Origin of the sequence: Bacillus sp. P14.5, from assembly GCF_003316765.1 — a bacterium.
GTDB lineage: Bacteria > Bacillota > Bacilli > Bacillales > Bacillaceae_B > Rossellomorea.
Genome location: NZ_NIJF01000116.1, coordinates 240,060 through 261,354, shown reverse-complemented (window position 1 = coordinate 261,354; position 21,295 = coordinate 240,060). Strand labels below are relative to the sequence as shown.

The following is a 21,295-nucleotide window of genomic DNA, read 5'->3' as shown; positions in this document are numbered from 1 at the left end:
TCTTTTGGTTCTGGTATAGCTTCACCGGAACCAAGTACTTCGATTTGCGGTGAAATAATTTCTTTTAATTTTTGTATTCAGCGATTTTTCCAGTAACCTTTACTTTATCGCCTTCTTTTAGATCTTGGGAAGTGTAATCAAAAATATTGATTCCGCCTGTTTCATCTTGGATGTAGGTAGAGAGCTTGCCTGCTCCGATGGCGGAATTATCCGCAGTGACAACCGCTTCTACAGTAACCTCAGATCCATTGCCCATGCTGCGGGCTTCTTGGATGGAAATGACTTCACCCGGCTCAGGCTGTGGCAGTTCTTCAGGTGCCTGTCCTTCTTCAAGGATGGAATAGTCAGATGGACTCTTCAAGCCAGGCATTCCAAAATAAGCTTCCAGGCTTCCTGTAATCTGAACCTTGGCAAGATACATTTCAGGATTATCGACCAGGTTCAAAGCGGCTCTTGTTGAAGAACCGTAGCTTAGTTGGACGGGAATTATTTTAGATGTATCTGTTTCTGTTGGAGAGTCAGCCAGCATCAAATTAGTGGCAGTTCCAAAAGGTCCTTCTGTTTCGTTTTGAGTACCGATGATATACCCCTGTACTTTTGCATCGCCGCTGTTATCAGCAATTGCTTCTGCTACAGTAAGGTAATCTCTCTCCTCTTCAGGTGCTTGTACTTCTTCGAGGATTGTAAATTCTTTCGGGCTTTTTAATCCCGGCATTGAATAATAAGTTTCCAGGTTTCCTGTAATTTGAACCTTGGCAAGATACATTTCAGGATTATCCACAAGATTCAATGCCGCTCTTGTTGAAGAACCTGAACTTAATTGAACGGGAATCATTTTAGAAGCATCCGTTTCAGTTGGAGAATCTGCCAGCATCAAATTAGTGGCAGTTCCAAAAGGTGCCTCTGCTTCATTCTTCGTTCCTACAATATACCCCTGCACCGATGCCTCTCCGGTGTTATCAGCGATTGCTTCAGCTACTGTCAGATAGCCTTTGTCTGGCTCGGGGGTTGGTTCCGGCTCAGGTTCCGGTGCTGGATCTGGCTCTGGCGCTGGTTCCGGGTCTGGTTCAACTACTTCTGTTCCAGCAAAGTCATGCGTTCCCAAGAAAGAAAAGGTGTCTGAGGGATGTACGTTCCATTCCGCTGCAGAATAAACTGTGCTTCCATTCATGATGCCGGATTGTCTTGTAAATGTTTGGTCTGCGGCAAACTTATCTGCAGATCCCACGGCTCCGAATATATCAATGATCTGATCATTCTTCTTTAATACAAGAACATCATCTCCATTGAAATTGGCCACTCCGCTTGTAAGGTCAGTTTGGCCCTTAATGGCATCTGCTGCACTTCCATGAGCAATAACATACACGTCATTGTCTTGGAGGGCGCCCTCTAGATTAACAGTGCTGCCAGCCTCAGTGCCTCCATTGGAGTAAAGTTCTACACTGTACTGAGCGAGATCTACACTGTCTCCAGTACCATTGAAGATTTCGAAGGCTTTATTAAAGCTGCTGCCCTCTATGTATTCTGAAATAAATAAGTCCTCAGCAACTGCTGCCGCGCTTGCTTTAGTTGCAAAGTTAGCTAAAAACGAAGGAATAACCAACATGAAAACGAGTGATAAGACCGTAATCTTCTTAAAAATGTTCAACTTCATTCTTCTCCTCCTAAAATAGTAAACTATTATCATGCCTTCTAACCCTAACGCATTGATATTTAGACTTTATTGTAATTTTGTAAATCAGAGTAAATAATTGACGATTTTTCTGTTAATTTGGAAGAATTGGAGTTTATTTCAAAAATAATTTGGTCTATAATATTTAATTCCTTTTATTTCCACTTTGCTTTTTCCCTAATATATAAAAAAGCCCGGACAAATGTCCCGGGCTTCAATAAGCTTAATTCAACCTTTTCAAATACTCCAAGGCTGCCTTCAACTGCACGTCATTCTTCTCATCTTTAACCGCTTGATAAATTTCCTCCTGAAGCTTGGCGGCCGTTTCACTGTCAATCTTGCCGTTTGCTTCAAGTTCATGTTTCTTTTGAAAACTCTTTACGGCAGCTTCTGTCGTTGAATTGAAATAGCCATCGCTGCGGGCGGTCTTATAACCGAGGCCTTCGAGCATCTGCTGTGCGTTTTTGACCTGTTCATTGTTCATTTCCCTGACGAGCGGCTTTTCTGCTTCGAGAGGATGGGCATAGAAGTAGGCTGGCTGTTTCACCGGGATATCGGGCTCGATTCCCTTCTTATGAATCCAGTTGCCTTCGGGAGTCAGCCACTTAAACATAGTCAGCTTGATGTTGCTTCCATCCCCCATCGGCACCGGCTGCTGGACTGTTCCTTTTCCAAACGTTTTTGTTCCGATCAACGGATAGTCACCGGCTTCTTTTAAAGCCCCTGCAAGTATCTCAGAAGCGGAAGCACTTCCCTCATCCACCAGTACGGTGATCGGGTACGCCTTCTTCTCTTTGTTTTCCGAGAAATATTTCAGTGTCTCGCCATTCCGCTCCTGCACCTGCACATATGGCTTTTCTTCTGTGACCAGTACTTCGAGCATCTCATTGACACTCGACAGCAAGCCCCCCGGATTGCCGCGTACATCAATTACAAGCCCGGCCAGCCCCTTCTCTTCCAGTTCACTCAGCTGCTTTTTAAAATCCTTGGAGGTGTTTTCCGAAAAGGAAGAAACTTCAATGACGCCATAATGTTTACCGTTCTCATTTTTTATATCAGAGTGGACTGTCTCAAGAGGAATCTCATCTCTTTTCACACTGACGTTCACAGGGTTGGACAGCCCTTCTCTCTTAATCTCCAACTCTACTTTGGACCCTTTTTCACCGCGGATTTTCAGAGTAGCCTCATATAAGTCGAGGCCGGTGATATCTTCTCCATCCACTTTCAGAATTTGGTCATTGGGACGCAGGCCTGCTTTTTCAGCCGGAGAATCCTTGAACGGCGCCACGATCAGCAGCTTCCCATCCATGACGGTGATTTCTGCTCCGATCCCTTGAAAAGAAGATCCAAGAGAATCATTGAATTGCGAGGCGGTCTTGGCATCCATGTAAACCGAATAAGGGTCCTCAAGCGTTGCCAGCATTCCCTGGATCGCCCCTTCGACAAGTTCTCCCTTGTCCACTTCCTCTACATATTTATCCGCTATGAGATCATAGGCGACTTCCACTTTATGCAGCCTGTCACTCAATGGACCGCCTTCAATGGCCACTCCGTTCTCTGCATCCCTCTCAAATGCATCCAGTAAACTCATCCCGCCGTACATCCCCCCTGCCCCTGCCAAAAGAGAGGCGGCCGCGATTATAATCAGTCCTTTCCTCTGCTCCATTCCATTCCCTCCTATAGTTAAGCTTTTCAGCATCCTTGAGATTTTCCGGATAAAAAAGACACCACACAAAAAACGCTTAAAAGCGGTGCGATGTCTTTGCTACTGAAAATATATGCCTCGGAGGGACAAGTTATGAGTCTTGTTATCTAACTTTCTAAATGCTGTGTAATAATATTACCCCATTTTTCAAATTCGGTTAAAAAGCCATCATGACCGAAGAGCGTATCTATTTCATAGAAGACTGAGCCAGGGACAAGGCTGGCAAACTCCCTGATCAGTGATGGAGGATAAATCAAATCGCCGCTATAGGCCAGGGCAATCAATTCGGGCTGAAACTGTAAAGCAGCTTCTTTCCATCCGCCCCGTTCCCTTCCGATGTCATGGCTGTTCATAGCCGCCATGAGATACAGGTAGCTGTTGGGATCAAACCGGCCCGCCAGTTTCTCTCCCTGATAAGCAAGGTAGGACTCAACCTGAAATAATCCATTTTCCGTCTTGCTGCGATTGAACCTTTTTTCAAAGAGTTCCGGGGAACGATAGGTGACCATACCGGCCATCCTTGCGACTTTCAATCCTGATAACTCTTCTGCTCTTTCATAATGTCCATTACGCCAATGGGGATCCGACGTAATCACGGTTTTTCCGATCGTATTGAACGCAATACCATAATCGGAAAAATAAGGTGTGCTTGCCAGCAGGAACACTTTCCTCGTAAAACCAGGATAAAGCATGCCCCATTCCAGAGCCTGCATACCTCCCAGCGAACCTCCGATTACAGCTTCCAAAGAAGGAATCCCCAGTTCAGCCAGTGCCTTATATTGAGCATGGACGATGTCCCTTACAGTCACTTCCGGAAAAGAGGTCCTGTAAGCTCCCCCTGTTTCCGGATTGAGTGAAAGGGGGCCTGTAGAACCATCGCAGCCTCCCAATATATTAAATGTGATGACTAAGAACCGGTCGGTATCAATATTGGCGGAAGGGCCGATCAGCCCCCTCCACCAGCCTGGACTTTCTTCCGTTCCGACACTGAGATGGCTGCCTGTCAACGCATGGCAGACAAGGATGGCAGGACCGTCCTTTCTTCCACACATTTCAAAAGCAAGACTAGCTTTATGAAGGGCCTCTCCATTTTCCAGCTTCAGGTTTCCTATGGAAACCGTTCCTGTTTTGCAGATGAATTCTTTCATTTTTATACAGAAGCAGCGGCTGCCGTTGCTTTTGTAATCGCCTGATTGAGATCAGCCTGCAAATCCTTCACAGATTCCAGTCCAATGGACAAGCGGATTAATTCCTCTGTCACGCCCGTCGTTTTCAGGTCCTCGCTGTTCAACTGCTGATGTGTCGTGGAAGCCGGATGGATGATCAGTGACTTGGCATCGCCGACATTGGCCACATGCGACCACAGCGTAATATTGTCAATCAGCTTCCTGCCCGCTTCCCTGCCGCCTTTAATGCCAAAATTCACAATGGAGCCGTGACCGTGGGACAGATATTTTTCCGCAAGGGCATTTGCCGGGTGATTTTCCAGGCCGGGATAGCTGACCCAGTCGACAGAAGGATGATCTTCCAGATAACGGGCGATTTCAAGTGCGTTGCTGTTATGTTTCGGTACTCTCAAGTGCAGTGTTTCAAGACCCTGAAGGAGAAGGAAAGCATTATGCGGGCTTATGCAGGCTCCCAGGTCGCGCAGCAGCTGGACCCGCAGTTTGACGGCATAAGCCGCTTCGCCAACGTCCACATAGCGAAGGCCGTTATAGCTTGGATCCGGTTCAGTGAAATCCTTGAATTTCGGGCTGTTCCAATCAAATCGGCCGCCATCCACGATCACTCCTCCAATCGCTGTTCCATGTCCTCCGATCCACTTGGTTGCAGAATGAATGACAATATCGGCTCCAAAATGGATCGGCTGGCAGCCATACGGGCTCGGGAACGTATTATCGATGATCAATGGAATACCGTTGGCGTGGGCAATGTCCGCCACTTTTTCAATGTCCAGCACATTCAAGCTCGGATTTCCGATTGTTTCAGCAAACACTGCTTTTGTTTTTTCCGTGATGGCGTCCTGGATACTTTCCGGATTCGTACTGTCAACGAACTTCACCTTGATTCCATAACGAGGAAGGGTGACCGCGAACAAATTATAAGTGCCTCCGTATAGCTTGGAAGAGGCAACAATCTCATCACCAGCTCCAGCTATATTCAAAATCGCAAGGGAAATCGCCGCCATTCCTGACGACACCGCCACTGCCGCAACCCCTTTTTCAAGAAGCGCGATTCTCTTTTCAAAAACATCCACAGTCGGGTTGCCGATCCTTGTATAGATATTTCCCGGCTCACTCAGGGAAAAAAGATTCTGGGCATGCTCTGTGTCGTTAAAAACATAGGAAGTCGTCTGGTAAATCGGCACTGCGCGGGATCCTGTGACAGGGTCCGGCTCCTGGCCTCCATGCAATAATAAAGTTTCCTGATCGAATTGATGATTTGTCATAATTAGTTCCTCCTCAAATTTTTTAAAATTTATTTAGCCTGACGCGAAGAGGTTATTTTGCTCAATATAAAAAGCCCTCTCCGCTAAGAAGAGGGCTTGAAAGGTCCATGCTCCTCCTCTTATCTTCCAGACTGCGTGAGCCTGTAGGATGTAGCACCTTTCCAAGCAGTAAACTGCCTGTTGGTTGCCGGGCTTCATCGGGCCTATTCCCTCCGCCGCTCTCGATAAGAGTATCGAATTGCTTATGAAAATATATATGTCGTATGAATTGGATTATAACTGACTATTTTTGTATGGTCAATGATTTATCTGAATTTTTTATTTTCTTGGTTTTAGTTTGGAGTAATTAGAGCTTTTTGCTGAGGGATCGAATTTGAGGTGAAGTCACTGTTGCAACGAAAGTTTTTGTCGCGGAATTGGCTTCTATGTAGACATATGTTTACATAAAGAGTTCATCTTATGTATCTACTAGGCTTTTGTAGATACATGGCTTTGCACTAAAACGACAACTCACGTATCCACTACGCTCTAGTAGATACATATCTCCTCTCTAAAAGACCCACTCATGTATCCACCCGGTTTCACTGGATACATATCTCCTCACTAAGAGTCCAACTCATGTACCCACCCGGCTCCAGTGGATACATATCTCCTTTCTAAAAGACCAACTCATGTATCCACCCGGCTCCAGTGGATACATATCTCCTTTCTAAAAGACCCACTCATGTATCCACCCGGCTCCAGTGGATACACAACTCCTCACTAAAAGACCATCTCATGTATCCACCCGGCTCCAGTGGATACATATCTCTACTCTATAAGACCCACTCATGTATCCACCCGGCTTCAGTGGATACACATCTCCTCTCAGAAAGACCCACTCATGTATCCACCCGGCTCCAGTGGATACATATCTCCTCTCTAAAAGACCCACTCATGTACTCACTCGGCTCTAGTAGATACATATCTCTACTCTATAAGACCAACTCATGTATCCACCCGGCTCCGGTGGATACACATCTCCTCTCTAAAACACCCACTCATGTATCCACCCAGCTTTAGTGGATACATATCTTCGCATAAAAAGGACAACTCATGTACCCACCCGGCTCCAGTGGATACACATCTCCTCTCTAAAAGTCCATCTCATGTACCCACCCGGCTTCGGTGGATACATATCTCCTTACAAAAAGTACATCTCATGTACTCAACTGGCAGACGATAAGACACCTATATCCATACCAAAGCTCTTTGGCGTCCGTCTTAAGCTTAAACTTACAAAGGTTAGGTCATCTCGAAGAATCAACAGCATCCTTAAATGCCTTAATGATATCCTCAGAATCTTCAATCCCCACAGAAATACGGACAACCTGCTGGTTCACGCCGATTTTCTCCCTGGCTTCCTGTGACAAAGCGCGGTGTGATGTTCCTTGCGGATAGGAAACAGTCGTTTCCACGCCGGCAAGTGTCGGGACGATTTTCACCCAGCTTAAACCTGTGAAAAACCTGTGGATATCATTTTGTTCTGAAAGCTCGATCGTCACGATGGCTCCGCTGCCTTTTTCAGATGTATTCTTAGGATAATAAACTGTTTTTACACCTACATATCCATTGAGTGCCTCAGCAAGTTCAGCGGCATTTTCACATTGCTGCTTCATTCTCAGAGACAATGTTTTACAGCCTCTGACCGTCAGCCATGCTTCATGAGGACTTAGGTTCATCCCCAGATTGATGACTTTCGTTCTCGCTTTAGCAATAATCTCTTCGCATCCAACCGTCACTCCAGCAGTCACATCGCTGTGGCCGCCGATATATTTTGTAGCGCTGTGTGCGACAATGTCCACTCCTTGGCTGTATGGAGTCATCAAATATGGAGTCGCAAATGTATTATCAATCATTGTATGAATGCCATGTTTTTTCGCAATCGAAACCATCTCATTCATATCTTCCACCCTTAGAAAGGGATTTGTAATGCTTTCACTATACAGCAGCTTCGTCCGCGGTGTGATGCTGCTTTCGATTTCTTCAGGGTTACGGAAGTCCACAAAAGTGGTGGTAATTCCAAAGGACTTCAGCTCTTCATTTAAAAGCTGATAGGTCCCTCCATAAATATCTTCTGCCGCAATAATCTGGTCCCCGCTTTGGGTGACAGCAAGGATTCCCGCAAGGATGGCTCCCAGTCCCGATGCTGCCGCCACTCCTGCCGGTGCCTCTTCAAGAGCCGCCACCATTTCGCCCAGTTCATCTGTATTTGGATTTCCGGATCTTGAATAAAGGTAGGGAGATTTTCCTTCATAGAAACCTTCCAGTTCCTCCAAAGACGAGAAAGTGAATGCGGAGGTTTGATAAATCGGAGTGGATTTGCTTTTGATGCTGCGATTATGCATTGTGCTGTGCACGACTTTTGTATTGAACTTCATCTGTAAAAAACCCCTTTATCTAGTAAAAACACCTTTTTCCCCATTATACGACAACGATTCAAGCCTGTCAGTCTTTATCACTTTAACGCATTAGCGCACGAAGAGGGACAGTCCCCTGTGATATTTTAAAGCATCACAGGGGACTGTCCCTTTCAGTGCTTTAATGGAATAAAGCACCCCTATTAATCCATATTTTCTACGAGCTGAATCATCATTTCTTTGTTCATGGGGCCGAGGATTTTGTGACGGATGATTCCATCGGTGTCGATCATATAGGAGGTGGGAATGGTCTGGGCCTGGTAGACGGTTCCCTGCACTCCTTCTTCATCCAATGGAATCGGGAAGGTCAATCCGTATTCCCCGGCAAATTTTTCAATAGCTTCTTTCCCATTGTCGATAGTGGTCAAATTCACAGCCAGCATTTCGACATTCGCCTTCTCATGGTATTGTTCGTAGTACTCCTGCATATGCGGCATTTCCGCCTTGCACGGGGGACACCATGTCGCCCAGAAATTCAGTATTACCTTCTGCCCTTTATAATCGGATAACGAAACTTCCTCTCCCGCTAATGTTGTCAATGTGAAGTCAGGAGCTGCATCTCCTTCACCAGGTCCTTCACTTCCAAACTCTGCCTCAAGACCAGATTCCATTTGCTCAGCAACCTGTTCATCCATCTTCTTCTGGGAAGATTGATTTTGAATAATATTAAGTACAAAAAGACCCACAAGGACAGCAATCAGCGCTATCCCCAAAACTCTTTTATTCATGAGAATCCCTCCTTAGCCTGCTGATGGACAGCACGGCTATAGTAACCACGATATAAGCCATACTTTCTGCAGAGGTTATATTCCCCTGCATTAAATTGACCAGCAGCTGCCAGCTTATGAAAACCAAAAGCCATATTGCCTCTTTCCCTTTTTTCAAAAGAAGAAAAAACAGGGAGAAGCCAATCAGGATATTTACAGCACTGAGGATTGAACCGCTGTCGGCAAGAAATTCAGAAGCGCCTTCATACACCAGGACAACCAGCAGCCATCCACTGATCAACTGCTGTCTTTCTCCTTTAAAATATATGTAAATCAAAGCGACTGTTACACCAAGCCAAAAGCCTTTAGAACCGCCGTTAAAATACAGCGCGGTCAGAGGCTGTTGAATAAAACCCGTAAAGTCGAACAAAATCACACTGAATTTCCATGTGACGATAAACCAGAACACACTATTCCCAAACCATTCTGTCTTATTTTTTCCATAATAGAGCCATAGAAATACGCCCGTCACTATAAACGACGCCACCAGCGCTGCCCATGACGAAGGAAACGTGAAGGCCCCAATACTGTACCACTTCAAACCGACACCACCCTAACGAAAAGTTTCTCTCTTCCATCATACCAGCGCCGCTCCTCCATCGGACTCCAAAGTTTGAACAAAGTGAAACAAATTGGGGACCCAATAATTACATAACAAAGTAATTATTGTACATTCTAAGGACTAGAGGAGGTGGAAGCATGTTCAAATCAAGGCGGCGCCAGATTCAGGAAGAAAAACAACAAGACGGAACAGAAATCCCCATTTCTTTAGAGGAGAAAACTAAAAGAATTCAAGCTGTTTTCAACTTTCCTCTTAATCAAGACTTTTCAGTAAGGAAATTAACGCTTTCCGGCTGCAACCGGAATGCGGTCTTATATTTTCTCAACGGTATGTGTGAGGGTGACATCATTGAAAAAGTTCTGATTCCTAATCTGCTCTCACTCAATGTGATGGATGCCGAATTGGATTTAGAGTTCATTTCAAATCATGTTCCTCTAAGTGACATTAAAGAAGAATACACATACAGCATGGTGGTCAACCAATTATTATTGGGAAACGCTATTCTTTTTATAGATGGAAAAAAGGAAGCTTACATCTTTGGAACATCAGGCTTTGAAAAACGCGGAGTAGAAAAAGCAGAAGATGAAAACATTTTAAAAGGACCTAAAGAAGCTTTCATTGAGTCAATAGCCGTTAATATTTCGCTTGTCCGCAAGCAGCTTCGTTCATCCCAACTGACTACAGAATATGTAACCGTTGGAGAAAAAGGCTTGAGCCAAATAGCAATTCTATACTTAAGGGATGTAGCAAACCCCACCCTGATTGAAAAAATGAAAAAACGCTTAAAGGAAATCAAAGCTGATGAGGTGCAGAATCTCGGTCTTCTCGAACAGCATATTGAGGAACGTCCTTACTCGCTGGTTCCGACTGTATTGTACACCGAAAGGCCGGATAGAGCAGTCAGCTTTATTAATGAAGGGCATGTAGTCTTATTAATGGACAGTTCACCCAGCAGCCTGATTGCACCTGTGACATTCTGGTCATTTTTCCATACATCAGAGGATTACTATGCAAGATGGGTTTATGGAAACTTCACAAGACTTCTAAGAATTGCAGCTATATTTATTACTATCTTGACTCCTGCGATTTATATCGCAGTAACAAATTATCATATCGAAATGCTGCCAACTGATCTAGTTTTGGCTATCGCGGCCACAAGGGAAGAAGTTCCTTTTCCGGCTATTTTTGAAGTGATTATGCTCCTGCTTGCTTTTGAACTGATAAGAGAAGGTGGAGTCAGGGTGCCTAACCCAATCGGTCCGACAATCGGAATTGTAGGAGCTTTGATCCTGGGCCAGGCTGCAGTAGAGGCTAATATCATCAGCCCGATTCTTGTCATTGTCATTGCAGTGACGGGACTGGCCTCTTTTGCAGTCCCCAACCTCTCCTTCAATTACATGATCAGATTATCGACTTATATCTTTCTTTTGTTTGGCAGTTTATGGGGGTTTCTCGGTTTGGGTATTTGTATAACATTATGCATCGGCTATCTGTCAACAGTCACTTCATTTGATGTTCCATACCTTTCACCAATGGCCCCCCACTATCCTTCCTCAAAAGATTTGATAGTCCGTCCGCCAATATGGAAACAGTGGCTGCGCCCATTGAATATTTTCCCGATTGAGAAGGAAAAGATGAAAGAACCGGAAGGAGAGAACAATAAATGATTTCTCCTGCAGACAGAACACTTGGGACCCGAGAGCTCTTTGCCCTGGTGACCATTACGCTGGGTATTAAATTTACAGATATGACAGCTACTCTTCTATTCAAAGAAACAGCTCAAGCTGCTTGGATGATCCCCCTTATTTCAGGGGCGGTCATGACGATTCCATTGATATGCCTGCTCAAACTAGTTAAAAACTTCAAGGATAGAAACATCATCGACATTACTTACCAGATCACTGGCAAGTATATAGGCTTCTTTATTGGAATGGTCCTCTTTTATATTGCATTTTCTGCAACTGTCGTTGATAGCAGAAGCTATATCGATATCATCAATACCATGTATTTTACATCGACGAGTACCACCCAAATCTATTTTATCCTGGTAGGGGCAAGCTACTTCCTGGCCAACAGGGGATTGCTCGCTATCGGAAGGACAGCCTGGATATCGCTTCCATACATAAAGGCTTCCTTATTCTTTATTATAGTACTGATTTGGAATGAGTTATTTTTCGGCTATCTTTTTCCTTTTGGTGGATATGGTCTGAAGGAAATTGCACACAATGGAGTAAGCTACGCGTCCATTACCAGTGACTTGCTTTTCCTGACTGTCCTTTACCCATTCTTCAAAGGTTATAAATCTTTCAAAAAAGCGACCATTTTAGGAATTGTTTTGGCAAGTATAGAATTGGCGGTCTTTTTTGCCGTATTCATTGCTTTTTTTGACTACCCATTGATCAAATATATCGCCTACCCATTTCATGAAATTACCCGTATGGTCACCTTCGGGAGGTATGTCTCTAATATTGAGGCTCTATTCTTTGCATTTTGGAGTGTTGCCAGTTTGATACGGTTTGCTCTTTATCTGTATATCTCTACTGCGATTTTTTCTTATACTGTGAAAATCAAAGAGTTTGAACCATTGATCCTGCCATTTGCGGGGTTGACAATCATGCTTGGCCTCATACCGGAAAATGTCGTCCAAAATGTCCTTATTTTAAGAAGCCAGGCCATTTTAATGGTAACCTCCATTATCATATTCACCATTCCAGTGGCATTATTGTTGACCGCTAAACTTAAGGGGGAATTAAACAGGTGAAAATACGGGCTGCATTTTTTTTATCCATACTGCTATTGGCTGGATGCGCAGACAAAATAGAAGTGGAAGAAGAAGGATTCGTATTGGTGATTGGAGTAGACCTTCCTGAGGAGGGAGGAACAGGATATGACATTACCTTTCAAATGGCGGACCCTCAGGCAGGCAATCCGGGCAGCCAGCCTGGCTCTACAGAGTTCAAAACCGTCATGATCCGCGTGCCGGACCTTATCGCCGCCAGAGATATGCTGAATGTCTCTGAAACAAGGAATATTAATTTTTACCATACAAAAGCAATGATAATCAGTGAAGACCTGGCCAGGTCGGATCAATTCCTTGAGGTCCTATCCACTATTGCCCGTGATACTCAGTCAAGAAGGGATATGAACCTACTGATATCCAAGGAAAGAGCGAATAAGTTCCTGAATAATAATGACCCTGCTTTTGAAGCAAGTCCTCATAAATTTTATGACTTTGTTACCAGGAGGTGGGAAAATAACTCTTTGGTTCCAAGAGCCACCCTTCATACGATCATACATGATACAGAAGCGGATGCAGGACTGGCACTGGCTATTTATGCAACTACTGAAGAAGATGTGAATTTAAAAACGAATGAAGACAACTACTATCCAGGTGAGTTACTGAAAAAAGGAGGTACACCTGTCCAAATCATCGGTGCAGCCGCCTTCAGGGACGGAAAGATGGTTGGGGCATTGACTGGCGAGGCTGTCCGAGCCAGAGCCATGCTGACAGAACACCTGCAGCCAAAGGAAGTCACCTTTACCTTTCCTGATCCATTGAATGAGGAGTTTCGTGTTACAGGAAAGTTGACCAATACAAAAACCAAAGTTAAAGTCGATGTCAGCAAACCAGCACCTGATATAACAGTGGATGTTTGGCTGAGTGTAAAGATACTTGGAATCCCCAGTATGATCAACTACGTTGAAGATTCACAAAAACAAGAAGTCCTCGATGATTCACTTGAAAAAAGGTTTAAAGAACGCGCAGACGAACTGGTAGAAAAAACACAAACTGAATTAAAAGCAGAGGCATTCAACTGGTCTCTTGCTGCGCGCAAAAAGTTCTTCACGGTTAAAGAATACCAGGAATATGATTGGATGCACTCCTATCCCGATGCCAAAGTGACAATTAAGGTCCACACAAACATTGAAAGCTTCGGCAAAATACTCCGCCCTCGTTCAAAAGAGGCAATCATTGATTAAAAAGGGGTGATATCATGTTCTGGTTAACACTTATACTCTGTGCTTATTTAAGCAATTACTCCCTCCGTTATGCAAGGCTCGTCTGGAAAGACAAAAATAAACTTGGAGCTTCCATGGTCGGACTATTGGCAATCATATTATTCACAATGCCTTTCCTTAACTTTTGGTTGTTTTTGGACAAATGAAGGATATAAATGAAAGCAGCCTGTCCATCTGTCAGGAAAATTTTCCTGGAGAGACAAAAAGGTGGCCTTATGGGCTTATTATGAGGAGATATGTATCCACGGGCGCCGGGTGGATACATGAGTTTGACTTTTCCTGTGAAGATATGTATCCACTGAAGCCGGGTGGGTACATGAGTTAGGCTTTTTGCGCGAAGTCATGTATCCACTGGCGCCGGGTGGGTACATGAGTTAGGCTTTTTGCGCGAAGATATGTATCCACGGGCGCCGGGTGGGTACATGAGTTTGACTTTTGGGGCGAAGATATGTACCCACTGGCGCCGGGTGGATACATGAGTTAGGCTTTTTGCGCGAAGTCATGTATCTACTGGAGCCCGGTGGATACACGAGTTAGGCTTTTTGCGCGAACATATGTATCCACTGGAGCCGGGTGGATACACGAGTTAGACTTTTATGCGAAGATATGTATCCACTGGAGCCCGGTGGATACATGAGTTGGTCTATTTGTGCGAAGATATGTATCTACTGGAGCCGGGTGGGTACATGAGTTAGACTTTCTGTGTGAAGATATGTATCCACGGGCGCCGGATGGATACATGAGTTGGTCTTATTATGAGGAGATATGTATCCACTGGAGCTGGCTAGGTACATGAGTTGGTCTTATTATGAGGAGATATGTATCCACTGAAGCCGGATGGATACATGAGTTAGACTTTTTATGCGAAGATATGTATCCACTGGAGACAGGTGGATACCCGAGTTGGTCTAATTAGCAGTAATGCTTCTCCTTATTTAGAAACCGATTGGATAAGTCCTGTCCAATTGGTGCGCATCCTGGAACGCTGAACTGGACGTGGATGACAATAAAGAATGACCCACACAGGAGATTTTATAAATTTTTAGGCTAAAAAAACGGCGAAAAGGAAAATTCCTTTTCGCCGTTTTGGCATTATTACATATTGATATATTGACGCGGGTTGACTGCATTGGATTTACTGTTATTCCATTCTCCGGCATGCAATTCGAAGTGAAGATGCTGACCGAAAGAGTAACCAGTATTACCCATTGTTCCGATTCTTTGTCCTTTTTCAACAAACTGTCCGCTGCTTACGCCAGCTCCAGACATATGAGCATAAACTGTCGTAAATGTCTTACCGTTTATGGAGTGAGTGATGTAAACTACATTTCCATAGCTTGAGCTGTAATGGCTTTTGATGACATATCCATCAGCCGCTGCAACGATAGGAACATTTCCGCCTGCGGCAATATCAGTTCCATAATGGAAGCGAGGCTTGCCATTCAACATATCATGTCCGAATTCCGTTGTGATATAACCTGCTGACGGTCTTGTCCATCTGCCTTCGGATACAGGTTTAGATTGAACAGGGTCAGGTGTAGACACAGCTGTATTGCTGCTGCCTGAATTCTTCTGGGCTGCTTGTTGAGCGGCTTGCTGTGCTGCCAATCTTTCAGCTTCAGCTTTGCGCTGTGCTTCCAGTTCTTTCTGGCGCTCGATTTCTTTCTGGCGTGCAAGTTCAGCCAGACGTGCCTGTTCAGCCTGGATTTGGCCGCCTATTTCTTTTTCCATTTCTTCAAGCTCACTTGCATGAGCCACTAGTTCTGTTTTTTCAACTTTCAGCTGTGATTGTTCCTTTTCTAATTCCTTGAACAACTCTTGTTTCTGGCCCTTTTGGCTTTCCAAATCTTTCTTAAGGGAAACCAAGTTTGCCTTAGCGTCTTCCAACTCCGCAAGCTTGTCCTCTACTTCAGCCTGCTTTTTCTCCAGGGAAGCCTGGTCTGCCTTCTGCTCATCAATGATTTTTTTATCCGCGCTTACAATCGCATTGACAGCTGTGATACGGTTGATGAAATCACCGAAGCTTTCCGCTCCGAGCAAAACATCCATGTAACTTGCAGAACCGCCTTTTTCCTGCATGGAACGGGCACGTTCTTTAAGAAGTTCATTTCTTTCGGCGATCTTTTTCTTAAGCTCTTCTATCTCTGCTTTCAGCTTTTCGATTTCCGCATTTGTTTTTTCAATTTCTGCTGTTTTCTCTTTAATGCGGTCTTCTGTATCGCGTGTTTTATTATCAAGTTCGGCAATTTCTTTTTTAATGGACTCCTGACGGTTTATATTATCAGAGATTTCACTTTCTTTCTTATCAATCTCTTGATTAACATCATCTTTTTTGCTTTTTACGTCCTCTTGTTTATTCTTCAAATCTGAGACTGAAGAATGAGCGCTGGCTGTGCTCCCAGTAGTTTGAAGACCCCCGATTGTTAGTGTTGCAGCAATTGATAAAGTGACTAATGTTTTCCTTTTCAAGCGACATGCTCCTTTCGGTTCTCTCAACCTATTAAACTCTTAAAAACTTTCTGACGGACATAAAGCTTCCCCAAGCGCCAATCAGGCATCCCATAAGGATAATCAGGAAGTTTACCTGATAGATGAACGGGGTATAATCTAATATCTGAATAAAATGATTTCGCAATTTTGGTTCAATGAACTGATGTGCGTAGTAATACCCTGTTGATATTACTGCAATTGGGACAACGGAACCGAGTACCCCCAGCCATAAACCTTCGAGTATGAACGGCCAGCGGACAAACCAGTTGGTAGCGCCGACAAGTTTCATAATTTCAATCTCTTTCCTTCTTGCAACGATTGTAATCTTAATTGTATTGGAGATTAGGAACATTGCAGTGAAAAGAAGGCCAATTATCAATACCAAACCAACATTGCGACTCATTTGCAGGAAACTGAAAAGCCTTTCGATCTTCGCTTCCCCATAAAGTGCATCATTTACATTTTCAAACCCTTTTATTTCATTGGCAATCCTTTGTGTCTCAACCGGATTGACCGCTTTTACAACATACACGTCGTATAACGGATTATCCTGTTCAAACAGGCTGAAATCTTCCCCCATATCTTCCATCAAGTTTCTCAACTCGTCTTCTTTAGAGGAAAATTCGATACTGTCTATGCCATTTATTTGCTCTATTTTTGTCTGCAGCTCTTCTACTTGAGCCTTCTCGGTACCTATATCTACAAGCACCCTTACCTCGACATCTTTTTCAATGTCTGAAGCAATCTTGTTCATGTTGAGCATCAGGACGACGAACACGCCTACTAGAAGCAGCGTGACTGTTACGGCACTTACCGATGCAAAGGTCATCCAGCCATTACGCCCCAGGCTCTTCAAACTTTCACGAAAGTGCCTTAAAATTGTTCTAGGCTTCATAACCGTAGTCACCTCGCTGTTCATCCCGGACAATCCGGCCATTTTCAATGGCGATTACCCGATGCTTGATTGTGTTGACGATTTCACGGTTATGTGTGGCCATTACGACCGTAGTGCCCTGTGTATTAATTTCTTCGAATACATTCATGATTTCCCAGGAAGTTTCAGGATCAAGGTTACCTGTTGGCTCATCCGCGATGATTAGGTGCGGCTTGTTAACGATTGAGCGTGCAAGTGAGACCCTTTGCTGTTCCCCGCCTGACAATTCATCCGGAAACATCCTTGCTTTGTGTTTAAGCCTTACAAGGTCAAGGACTTCCATGACCCGTTTCTGGATGTTTTTTGGTGTTTCCTCTATGACTTCCAGAGCAAAAGCGATATTTTCAAAGACTGTAAGAGAAGGCAGGAGTTTAAAATCCTGGAAGACCACACCGATATTCCTTCTTAAGTAAGGAACACGTTTGTTCTTGAGCTTGACCAAGTCAATGCCGCTAACTATGATCTCTCCTTTTGTCGCCCTTTCTTCCCTGTACATCATTTTGATGAAGGTCGACTTGCCAGCCCCGCTTGGTCCTACTACATAAACGAATTCACCTTGTTTGATATGTACATCGAATCCATTAGCAGCCATGATTCCATTTGGGTACTGCTTATATACGTCTTTCATTTTGATCATTTTTCAACCACCCAAGTTAAACATTTATAGTGTTCTAGCGAAGATGTTATTTTCACAAGGAATAAGAAGTTAACTATAAAATATAATGTAGAAAAAACTCGAATTAAAAAGTTTCTAAAAGTATTATAACATCATTGCCTAAGAAGTTAAGGATAATTTATATTACAGTTTGGTATCAATTAGTTAAAGAATTGGTTTTTTTATTCAGAATTACAATGGGAAAATTTAACGAAAATACGAGAATAAGGAAGATTTATTATAGGAGAATATCACTATATGATGTTTTTTGTAAGGCGGCAGGAGAGCCATTGAAGATTTAAGGAAGGATTTCGCTGTCGGATTATTGGAGGAGTGTTTTATTAATATAAAATGCGTTGGGTGGCATTCTTTATTCATCTATACCCTCACAGAATGTTCATAAACTCTTTTAAAAACATTTTTCTTTAATATGTTGGTTCATCATAGCTGAATTTCACTGCAGTTTAAATAAATTAAATCCGAATTACCCAATTTCATCATGAAAAAAATTGGCCGCTTACTCGTAAGATTGCAGGTTAATTTGGGATTCCCAAATCAGAGCTGCATTACGGAAGGAGCCAATTAATATGAAGTTTAACCAATTTAATGCCGTTTTATACTTTTTTACGAAAACCTTACCATATATCCCCGGGTATTCCGCTGGAAAGATTGGATGGAGGGGTCTCCTCTCTTGCTGCAAAAGGCTTCCTCAACTTTTTTAACTCGGTGTTGATAAGCTGAAAGTCTGAAGGTGTGCGATATTTTTGGTTAGGATTCAACAAAAAAAGAAAGTCCGAAGACTCTCTTTCTTAATTACTTCTTATTCGCTAACCATTCAGCAACGGCTTCCGCTTCATCGCCTTCAATGATATTCTTAGGCATCGAGCCTTTACCATTTTGGATGACTGATAGGATTTCATCTTCGCTTAACTCAGAGCCTATGTTTTTCAAAGCCGGCCCCATTCCTCCTGAAAGGTCGCCGCCATGGCAGCTGGAACATTTCTGGTTAACAATCTTTTCCGGATCAATATCAGTCCCCATCGCACCTTCTGCAGCTTCCTGCGGATTGTTGGCGTCACTCGCTTCTTCTGAAGCATTATCTTCATTGTTGTTACCGCACGCTCCTAATATTAAGGTTGAACCCAGTAAAAATGCCAATAATGTTTTTTCATTGTAATTCCTCCCGAATGAGAAATGGTACTTCCTCTCATTCCTTATTATACCAGGATTACACCCGTTTAAAACCCTCCCCGAGGACCTCTGAAGCATCCATTGTGACGACGAACGCAGATGGGTCAATGCTTTTGACCAGTTGTTTCAATCTTGTGAACTCTCTCTGATCGACCACAACCATCAGGATCGGACGCTCATCATCGGTGTATCCGCCGTATGCAGATAGTTTTGTCACACCACGGTCGATTTTATTCAGGATGCCTTCCCGGATTTCCTCTTGGCGGTTCGTGATGATCATCGCCATCTTGGAACGGCCGAAGCCGACTTGCACAAGGTCGATGGTCTTACTTGTCACATATAATCCAATCAGGGCGTATAACCCTCTTTCAATATCGAAAACTATGGCGGCAGCCAGAACGATCATTCCATCGATGATGGCCACACACGTACCGAGCGAAAGGCCGGAATATTTGTTGATGATCTGAGCAGCCAAATCGGTTCCGCCCGTGGAAGCTTTTCCTCTAAAAACTGTTCCAAGTCCCAGGCCGACCCCTATACCTCCGAAAAGAGCACCTAGAAGAGGATCCATCGACCAGGCTTCCCAGTCTTCTGTCAAATAAACGACAAACGGAAGGAAAATGGTTCCCAATGCAGTCTTGAAACCAAACTGAAAACCCAGGAAAATCAACCCTGCAATGAACAGAGGAACGTTGAATGCCCACTGAACAAAGGCTGGCTTCCAGTCAAAGACCGTTTTCGTAATGGTGGAAATTCCGCTCACGCCTCCGGATGCCACTTCATTCGGGAGTAAAAATACGTTGAAGGCAATCCCGACTATCGCCGATCCAACGAGTACATAGACATATTCCAAAAACTTCTCTAGCCCGGGATTATAAGTATTCCCGCGGCGTCTTCTTTCCTTCTTTCCCATCTCAGTCATTCTCCTTTGATGTAGTAATAGTTAGTATAGCCAACAACACCAGATTCACTATTATTGATAACGCTTTAGTACTTTAAAGCACGAATAGGGGTTGTCCCTTTTTTGCTTTAAAGGATTAAAGGGATCTATCGATTTTGAAACAGGTGTGAACTTTTGCCGATTTATGATTCAGCCTTTGAGAGTATAGCATGAGGGATGGGGGCTGTAAATATTGCCACTTTAACGTGTTAATGCACCACCGCGTAAAGAGGGACTGTCCCTTTTAGCGAGGTAAAGGATTATATTCACGAAAAAAACCTTCCTTATTATAAGGAAGGCTTTAATATGTTATTTAATTAATGCGGGAACGAAGATAAGCATCGATAAAGCTGTTGATGTCTCCGTCCATGACCGCCTGCACGTTCCCCACCTCTGTATTGGTCCTGTGATCCTTGACCATAGAGTAAGGATGGAATACGTACGAACGGATCTGGCTTCCCCAGCCGATTTCTTTTTGTTCTCCTCGGATTTCCAGCATCTCCTGCTCCTGCTCTTCAATCCGTCTCTGATAGAGCTTCGCTTTCAGCATTTTCATTGCCTGCTCACGGTTCTTGATCTGGGACCGTTCAGATTGGCAAGTCACGACTACTCCTGTCGGCTGGTGAGTGATACGCACAGCCGAGTCAGTTGTATTGATATGCTGTCCGCCGGCACCGCTCGCACGGTACGTATCAATTTTCAGATCCTCGGTACGGATTTCAATTTCGATTTCTTCATTGAATTCCGGCATCACTTCACAAGAAACGAATGAAGTATGGCGGCGTCCAGATGAATCGAATGGTGAAATCCTGACAAGACGGTGAACCCCTTTTTCAGCTTTCAGATATCCGTAAGCATTATGGCCCTTGATCAGCAGGGTAACACTTTTGATTCCCGCTTCATCTCCAGGAAGGTAATCAAGCGTCTCCACCTTGAATCCTTTTTTCTCAGCCCAGCGCTGATACATACGCAGCAGCATGGAGCCCCAATCCTGCGATTCCGTTCCGCCTGCACCTGGGTGAAGCTCGAGGATTGCGTTGTTTTTGTCATGCTGTTCGCTCAGCAGAAGCTGAAGTTCATATTCATTCAAACGTTTGTTTAAATCCATTGTCTCTTCTACCAGCTCTTCCTGAAGCTCTGCATCGTTTTCTTCCTTGACAAGTTCCAGCGTCACTTCAAGATTTTCCTGCATCTCCTGCATGTCTCTATATTCATTGACAAGCTCTTTCAATCCGTTCGCTTCATTGATGACTCCCTGTGCTGACTGCTGGTCATTCCAAAAGTCAGGCTGGAGCATGACTTCATCCAGTTCAGCTATGCGTGCTTCTTTGTTCTCGAGGTCAAAGAGACCCCCTGAAGTCCGCAAGTTTCCTAGCTGTATTTTCCAATTGTGATTTCACTTCAAAAAGTTCCATCAAATTCACCTCTGTTTAATTAGTAAGCATAAGTTT

The 21,295-nt window shown here is 44.0% G+C and carries 16 protein-coding genes and 1 riboswitch; of the genes, 3 read left to right on the top strand and 13 right to left on the bottom strand.

Annotated elements, in window-relative coordinates; genetic code table 11:
• Window positions 1–64 precede the first annotated feature (64 nt).
• The 7 genes from B9Z54_RS23655 to B9Z54_RS23625 all read right to left on the bottom strand — a co-directional run bounded on the left by B9Z54_RS23655 (window position 65) and on the right by B9Z54_RS23625 (window position 9,593).
• Window positions 65–1,654 carry a DUF6359 domain-containing protein gene (locus B9Z54_RS23655; RefSeq protein ID WP_162785347.1) on the bottom strand — a complete coding sequence of 530 codons (1,590 nt, stop codon included), beginning with the start codon at window positions 1,652–1,654 and terminating at the stop codon, window positions 65–67.
• Window positions 1,655–1,895: 241 nt separating this feature from the next.
• Entirely contained in the window at window positions 1,896–3,338 is a 1,443-nt protein-coding gene (locus tag B9Z54_RS23650) for a S41 family peptidase (RefSeq protein WP_113930786.1), read from the bottom strand.
• A gap of 146 nt (window positions 3,339–3,484) precedes the next feature.
• Window positions 3,485–4,525, bottom strand: coding sequence for a homoserine O-acetyltransferase MetX (gene metX, locus B9Z54_RS23645; RefSeq protein ID WP_113930785.1), 1,041 nt, complete (start codon window positions 4,523–4,525; stop codon window positions 3,485–3,487).
• 2 nt (window positions 4,526–4,527) lie between these two features.
• Window positions 4,528–5,826 carry an O-acetylhomoserine aminocarboxypropyltransferase/cysteine synthase family protein gene (locus B9Z54_RS23640; protein ID WP_113930784.1) on the bottom strand — a complete coding sequence of 433 codons (1,299 nt, stop codon included), beginning with the start codon at window positions 5,824–5,826 and terminating at the stop codon, window positions 4,528–4,530.
• A gap of 116 nt (window positions 5,827–5,942) precedes the next feature.
• Window positions 5,943–6,057, bottom strand: a riboswitch (SAM riboswitch).
• Between the two features lie 1,058 nt (window positions 6,058–7,115).
• Complete coding sequence (locus B9Z54_RS23635; protein ID WP_113930783.1) at window positions 7,116–8,246, bottom strand: trans-sulfuration enzyme family protein; 1,131 nt, start codon at window positions 8,244–8,246, stop codon at window positions 7,116–7,118.
• Between the two features lie 182 nt (window positions 8,247–8,428).
• Window positions 8,429–9,013 carry a peroxiredoxin family protein gene (locus tag B9Z54_RS23630; RefSeq protein WP_113930782.1) on the bottom strand — a complete coding sequence of 195 codons (585 nt, stop codon included), beginning with the start codon at window positions 9,011–9,013 and terminating at the stop codon, window positions 8,429–8,431.
• Window positions 9,006–9,593, bottom strand: a complete 588-nt coding sequence (locus B9Z54_RS23625) for a hypothetical protein (protein ID WP_113930781.1) — start codon at window positions 9,591–9,593, stop codon at window positions 9,006–9,008. The genes B9Z54_RS23630 and B9Z54_RS23625 overlap by 8 nt, the downstream gene beginning before the upstream one ends.
• 158 nt (window positions 9,594–9,751) lie before the next feature.
• Between B9Z54_RS23625 and B9Z54_RS23620 the strand changes: the two genes are divergently transcribed.
• Genes B9Z54_RS23620 through B9Z54_RS23610 form a run of 3 tightly spaced genes read left to right on the top strand, consistent with a single transcriptional unit; the run spans window position 9,752 to window position 13,595 of the window.
• A complete protein-coding gene (locus tag B9Z54_RS23620; protein WP_113930780.1) occupies window positions 9,752–11,281 on the top strand; it encodes a spore germination protein in 1,530 nt (509 codons plus the stop codon).
• A complete protein-coding gene (locus B9Z54_RS23615) occupies window positions 11,278–12,375 on the top strand; it encodes a GerAB/ArcD/ProY family transporter (protein ID WP_113930779.1) in 1,098 nt (365 codons plus the stop codon). Before B9Z54_RS23620 ends, B9Z54_RS23615 begins: the two co-directional genes overlap by 4 nt.
• Entirely contained in the window at window positions 12,372–13,595 is a 1,224-nt protein-coding gene (locus tag B9Z54_RS23610) for a Ger(x)C family spore germination protein (RefSeq protein WP_162785346.1), read from the top strand. The genes B9Z54_RS23615 and B9Z54_RS23610 overlap by 4 nt, the downstream gene beginning before the upstream one ends.
• A 1,134-nt stretch (window positions 13,596–14,729) precedes the next feature.
• Here B9Z54_RS23610 and B9Z54_RS23600 read toward each other — a convergent pair.
• The 6 genes from B9Z54_RS23600 to prfB all read right to left on the bottom strand — a co-directional run bounded on the left by B9Z54_RS23600 (window position 14,730) and on the right by prfB (window position 21,259).
• Entirely contained in the window at window positions 14,730–16,103 is a 1,374-nt protein-coding gene (locus B9Z54_RS23600) for a murein hydrolase activator EnvC family protein (protein WP_113930776.1), read from the bottom strand.
• A 31-nt stretch (window positions 16,104–16,134) separates the two neighbouring features.
• Window positions 16,135–17,019, bottom strand: coding sequence for a permease-like cell division protein FtsX (gene ftsX / locus B9Z54_RS23595; RefSeq protein ID WP_113930775.1), 885 nt, complete (start codon window positions 17,017–17,019; stop codon window positions 16,135–16,137).
• Window positions 17,009–17,695 carry a cell division ATP-binding protein FtsE gene (ftsE, locus tag B9Z54_RS23590; protein ID WP_113930774.1) on the bottom strand — a complete coding sequence of 229 codons (687 nt, stop codon included), beginning with the start codon at window positions 17,693–17,695 and terminating at the stop codon, window positions 17,009–17,011. The genes ftsX and ftsE overlap by 11 nt, the downstream gene beginning before the upstream one ends.
• Before the next feature lie 831 nt (window positions 17,696–18,526).
• Window positions 18,527–18,871 (bottom strand): cytochrome c551, encoded by a 345-nt coding sequence (gene cccB / locus B9Z54_RS23585; RefSeq protein ID WP_240190071.1) that lies wholly within the window; start codon window positions 18,869–18,871, stop codon window positions 18,527–18,529.
• A gap of 70 nt (window positions 18,872–18,941) precedes the next feature.
• On the bottom strand, window positions 18,942–19,817 hold the full coding sequence (locus tag B9Z54_RS23580; RefSeq protein WP_113930772.1) for a YitT family protein: 876 nt from the start codon (window positions 19,815–19,817) through the stop codon (window positions 18,942–18,944).
• A 340-nt stretch (window positions 19,818–20,157) separates the two neighbouring features.
• Window positions 20,158–21,259 (bottom strand): peptide chain release factor 2 gene (gene prfB / locus B9Z54_RS23575; protein WP_113930771.1). Its coding sequence is split into 2 segments (ribosomal slippage): window positions 20,158–21,186 and window positions 21,188–21,259, totalling 1,101 coding nucleotides; the frame shifts between segments, so codons are not numbered across the junction.
• Window positions 21,260–21,295 lie beyond the last annotated feature (36 nt).

Coding starts and splice junctions, on each gene's coding strand:
- B9Z54_RS23655 (WP_162785347.1), bottom strand. CDS start 1,654: ATGAAGTTGAACATTTTTAAGAAGATTACGGTCTTATCACTCGTTTTC.
- B9Z54_RS23650 (WP_113930786.1), bottom strand. CDS start 3,338: ATGGAGCAGAGGAAAGGACTGATTATAATCGCGGCCGCCTCTCTTTTG.
- metX (WP_113930785.1), bottom strand. CDS start 4,525: ATGAAAGAATTCATCTGCAAAACAGGAACGGTTTCCATAGGAAACCTG.
- B9Z54_RS23640 (WP_113930784.1), bottom strand. CDS start 5,826: ATGACAAATCATCAATTCGATCAGGAAACTTTATTATTGCATGGAGGC.
- B9Z54_RS23635 (WP_113930783.1), bottom strand. CDS start 8,246: ATGAAGTTCAATACAAAAGTCGTGCACAGCACAATGCATAATCGCAGC.
- B9Z54_RS23630 (WP_113930782.1), bottom strand. CDS start 9,013: ATGAATAAAAGAGTTTTGGGGATAGCGCTGATTGCTGTCCTTGTGGGT.
- B9Z54_RS23620 (WP_113930780.1), top strand. CDS start 9,752: ATGTTCAAATCAAGGCGGCGCCAGATTCAGGAAGAAAAACAACAAGAC.
- B9Z54_RS23615 (WP_113930779.1), top strand. CDS start 11,278: ATGATTTCTCCTGCAGACAGAACACTTGGGACCCGAGAGCTCTTTGCC.
- ftsX (WP_113930775.1), bottom strand. CDS start 17,019: ATGAAGCCTAGAACAATTTTAAGGCACTTTCGTGAAAGTTTGAAGAGC.
- ftsE (WP_113930774.1), bottom strand. CDS start 17,695: ATGATCAAAATGAAAGACGTATATAAGCAGTACCCAAATGGAATCATG.
- B9Z54_RS23580 (WP_113930772.1), bottom strand. CDS start 19,817: ATGGGAAAGAAGGAAAGAAGACGCCGCGGGAATACTTATAATCCCGGG.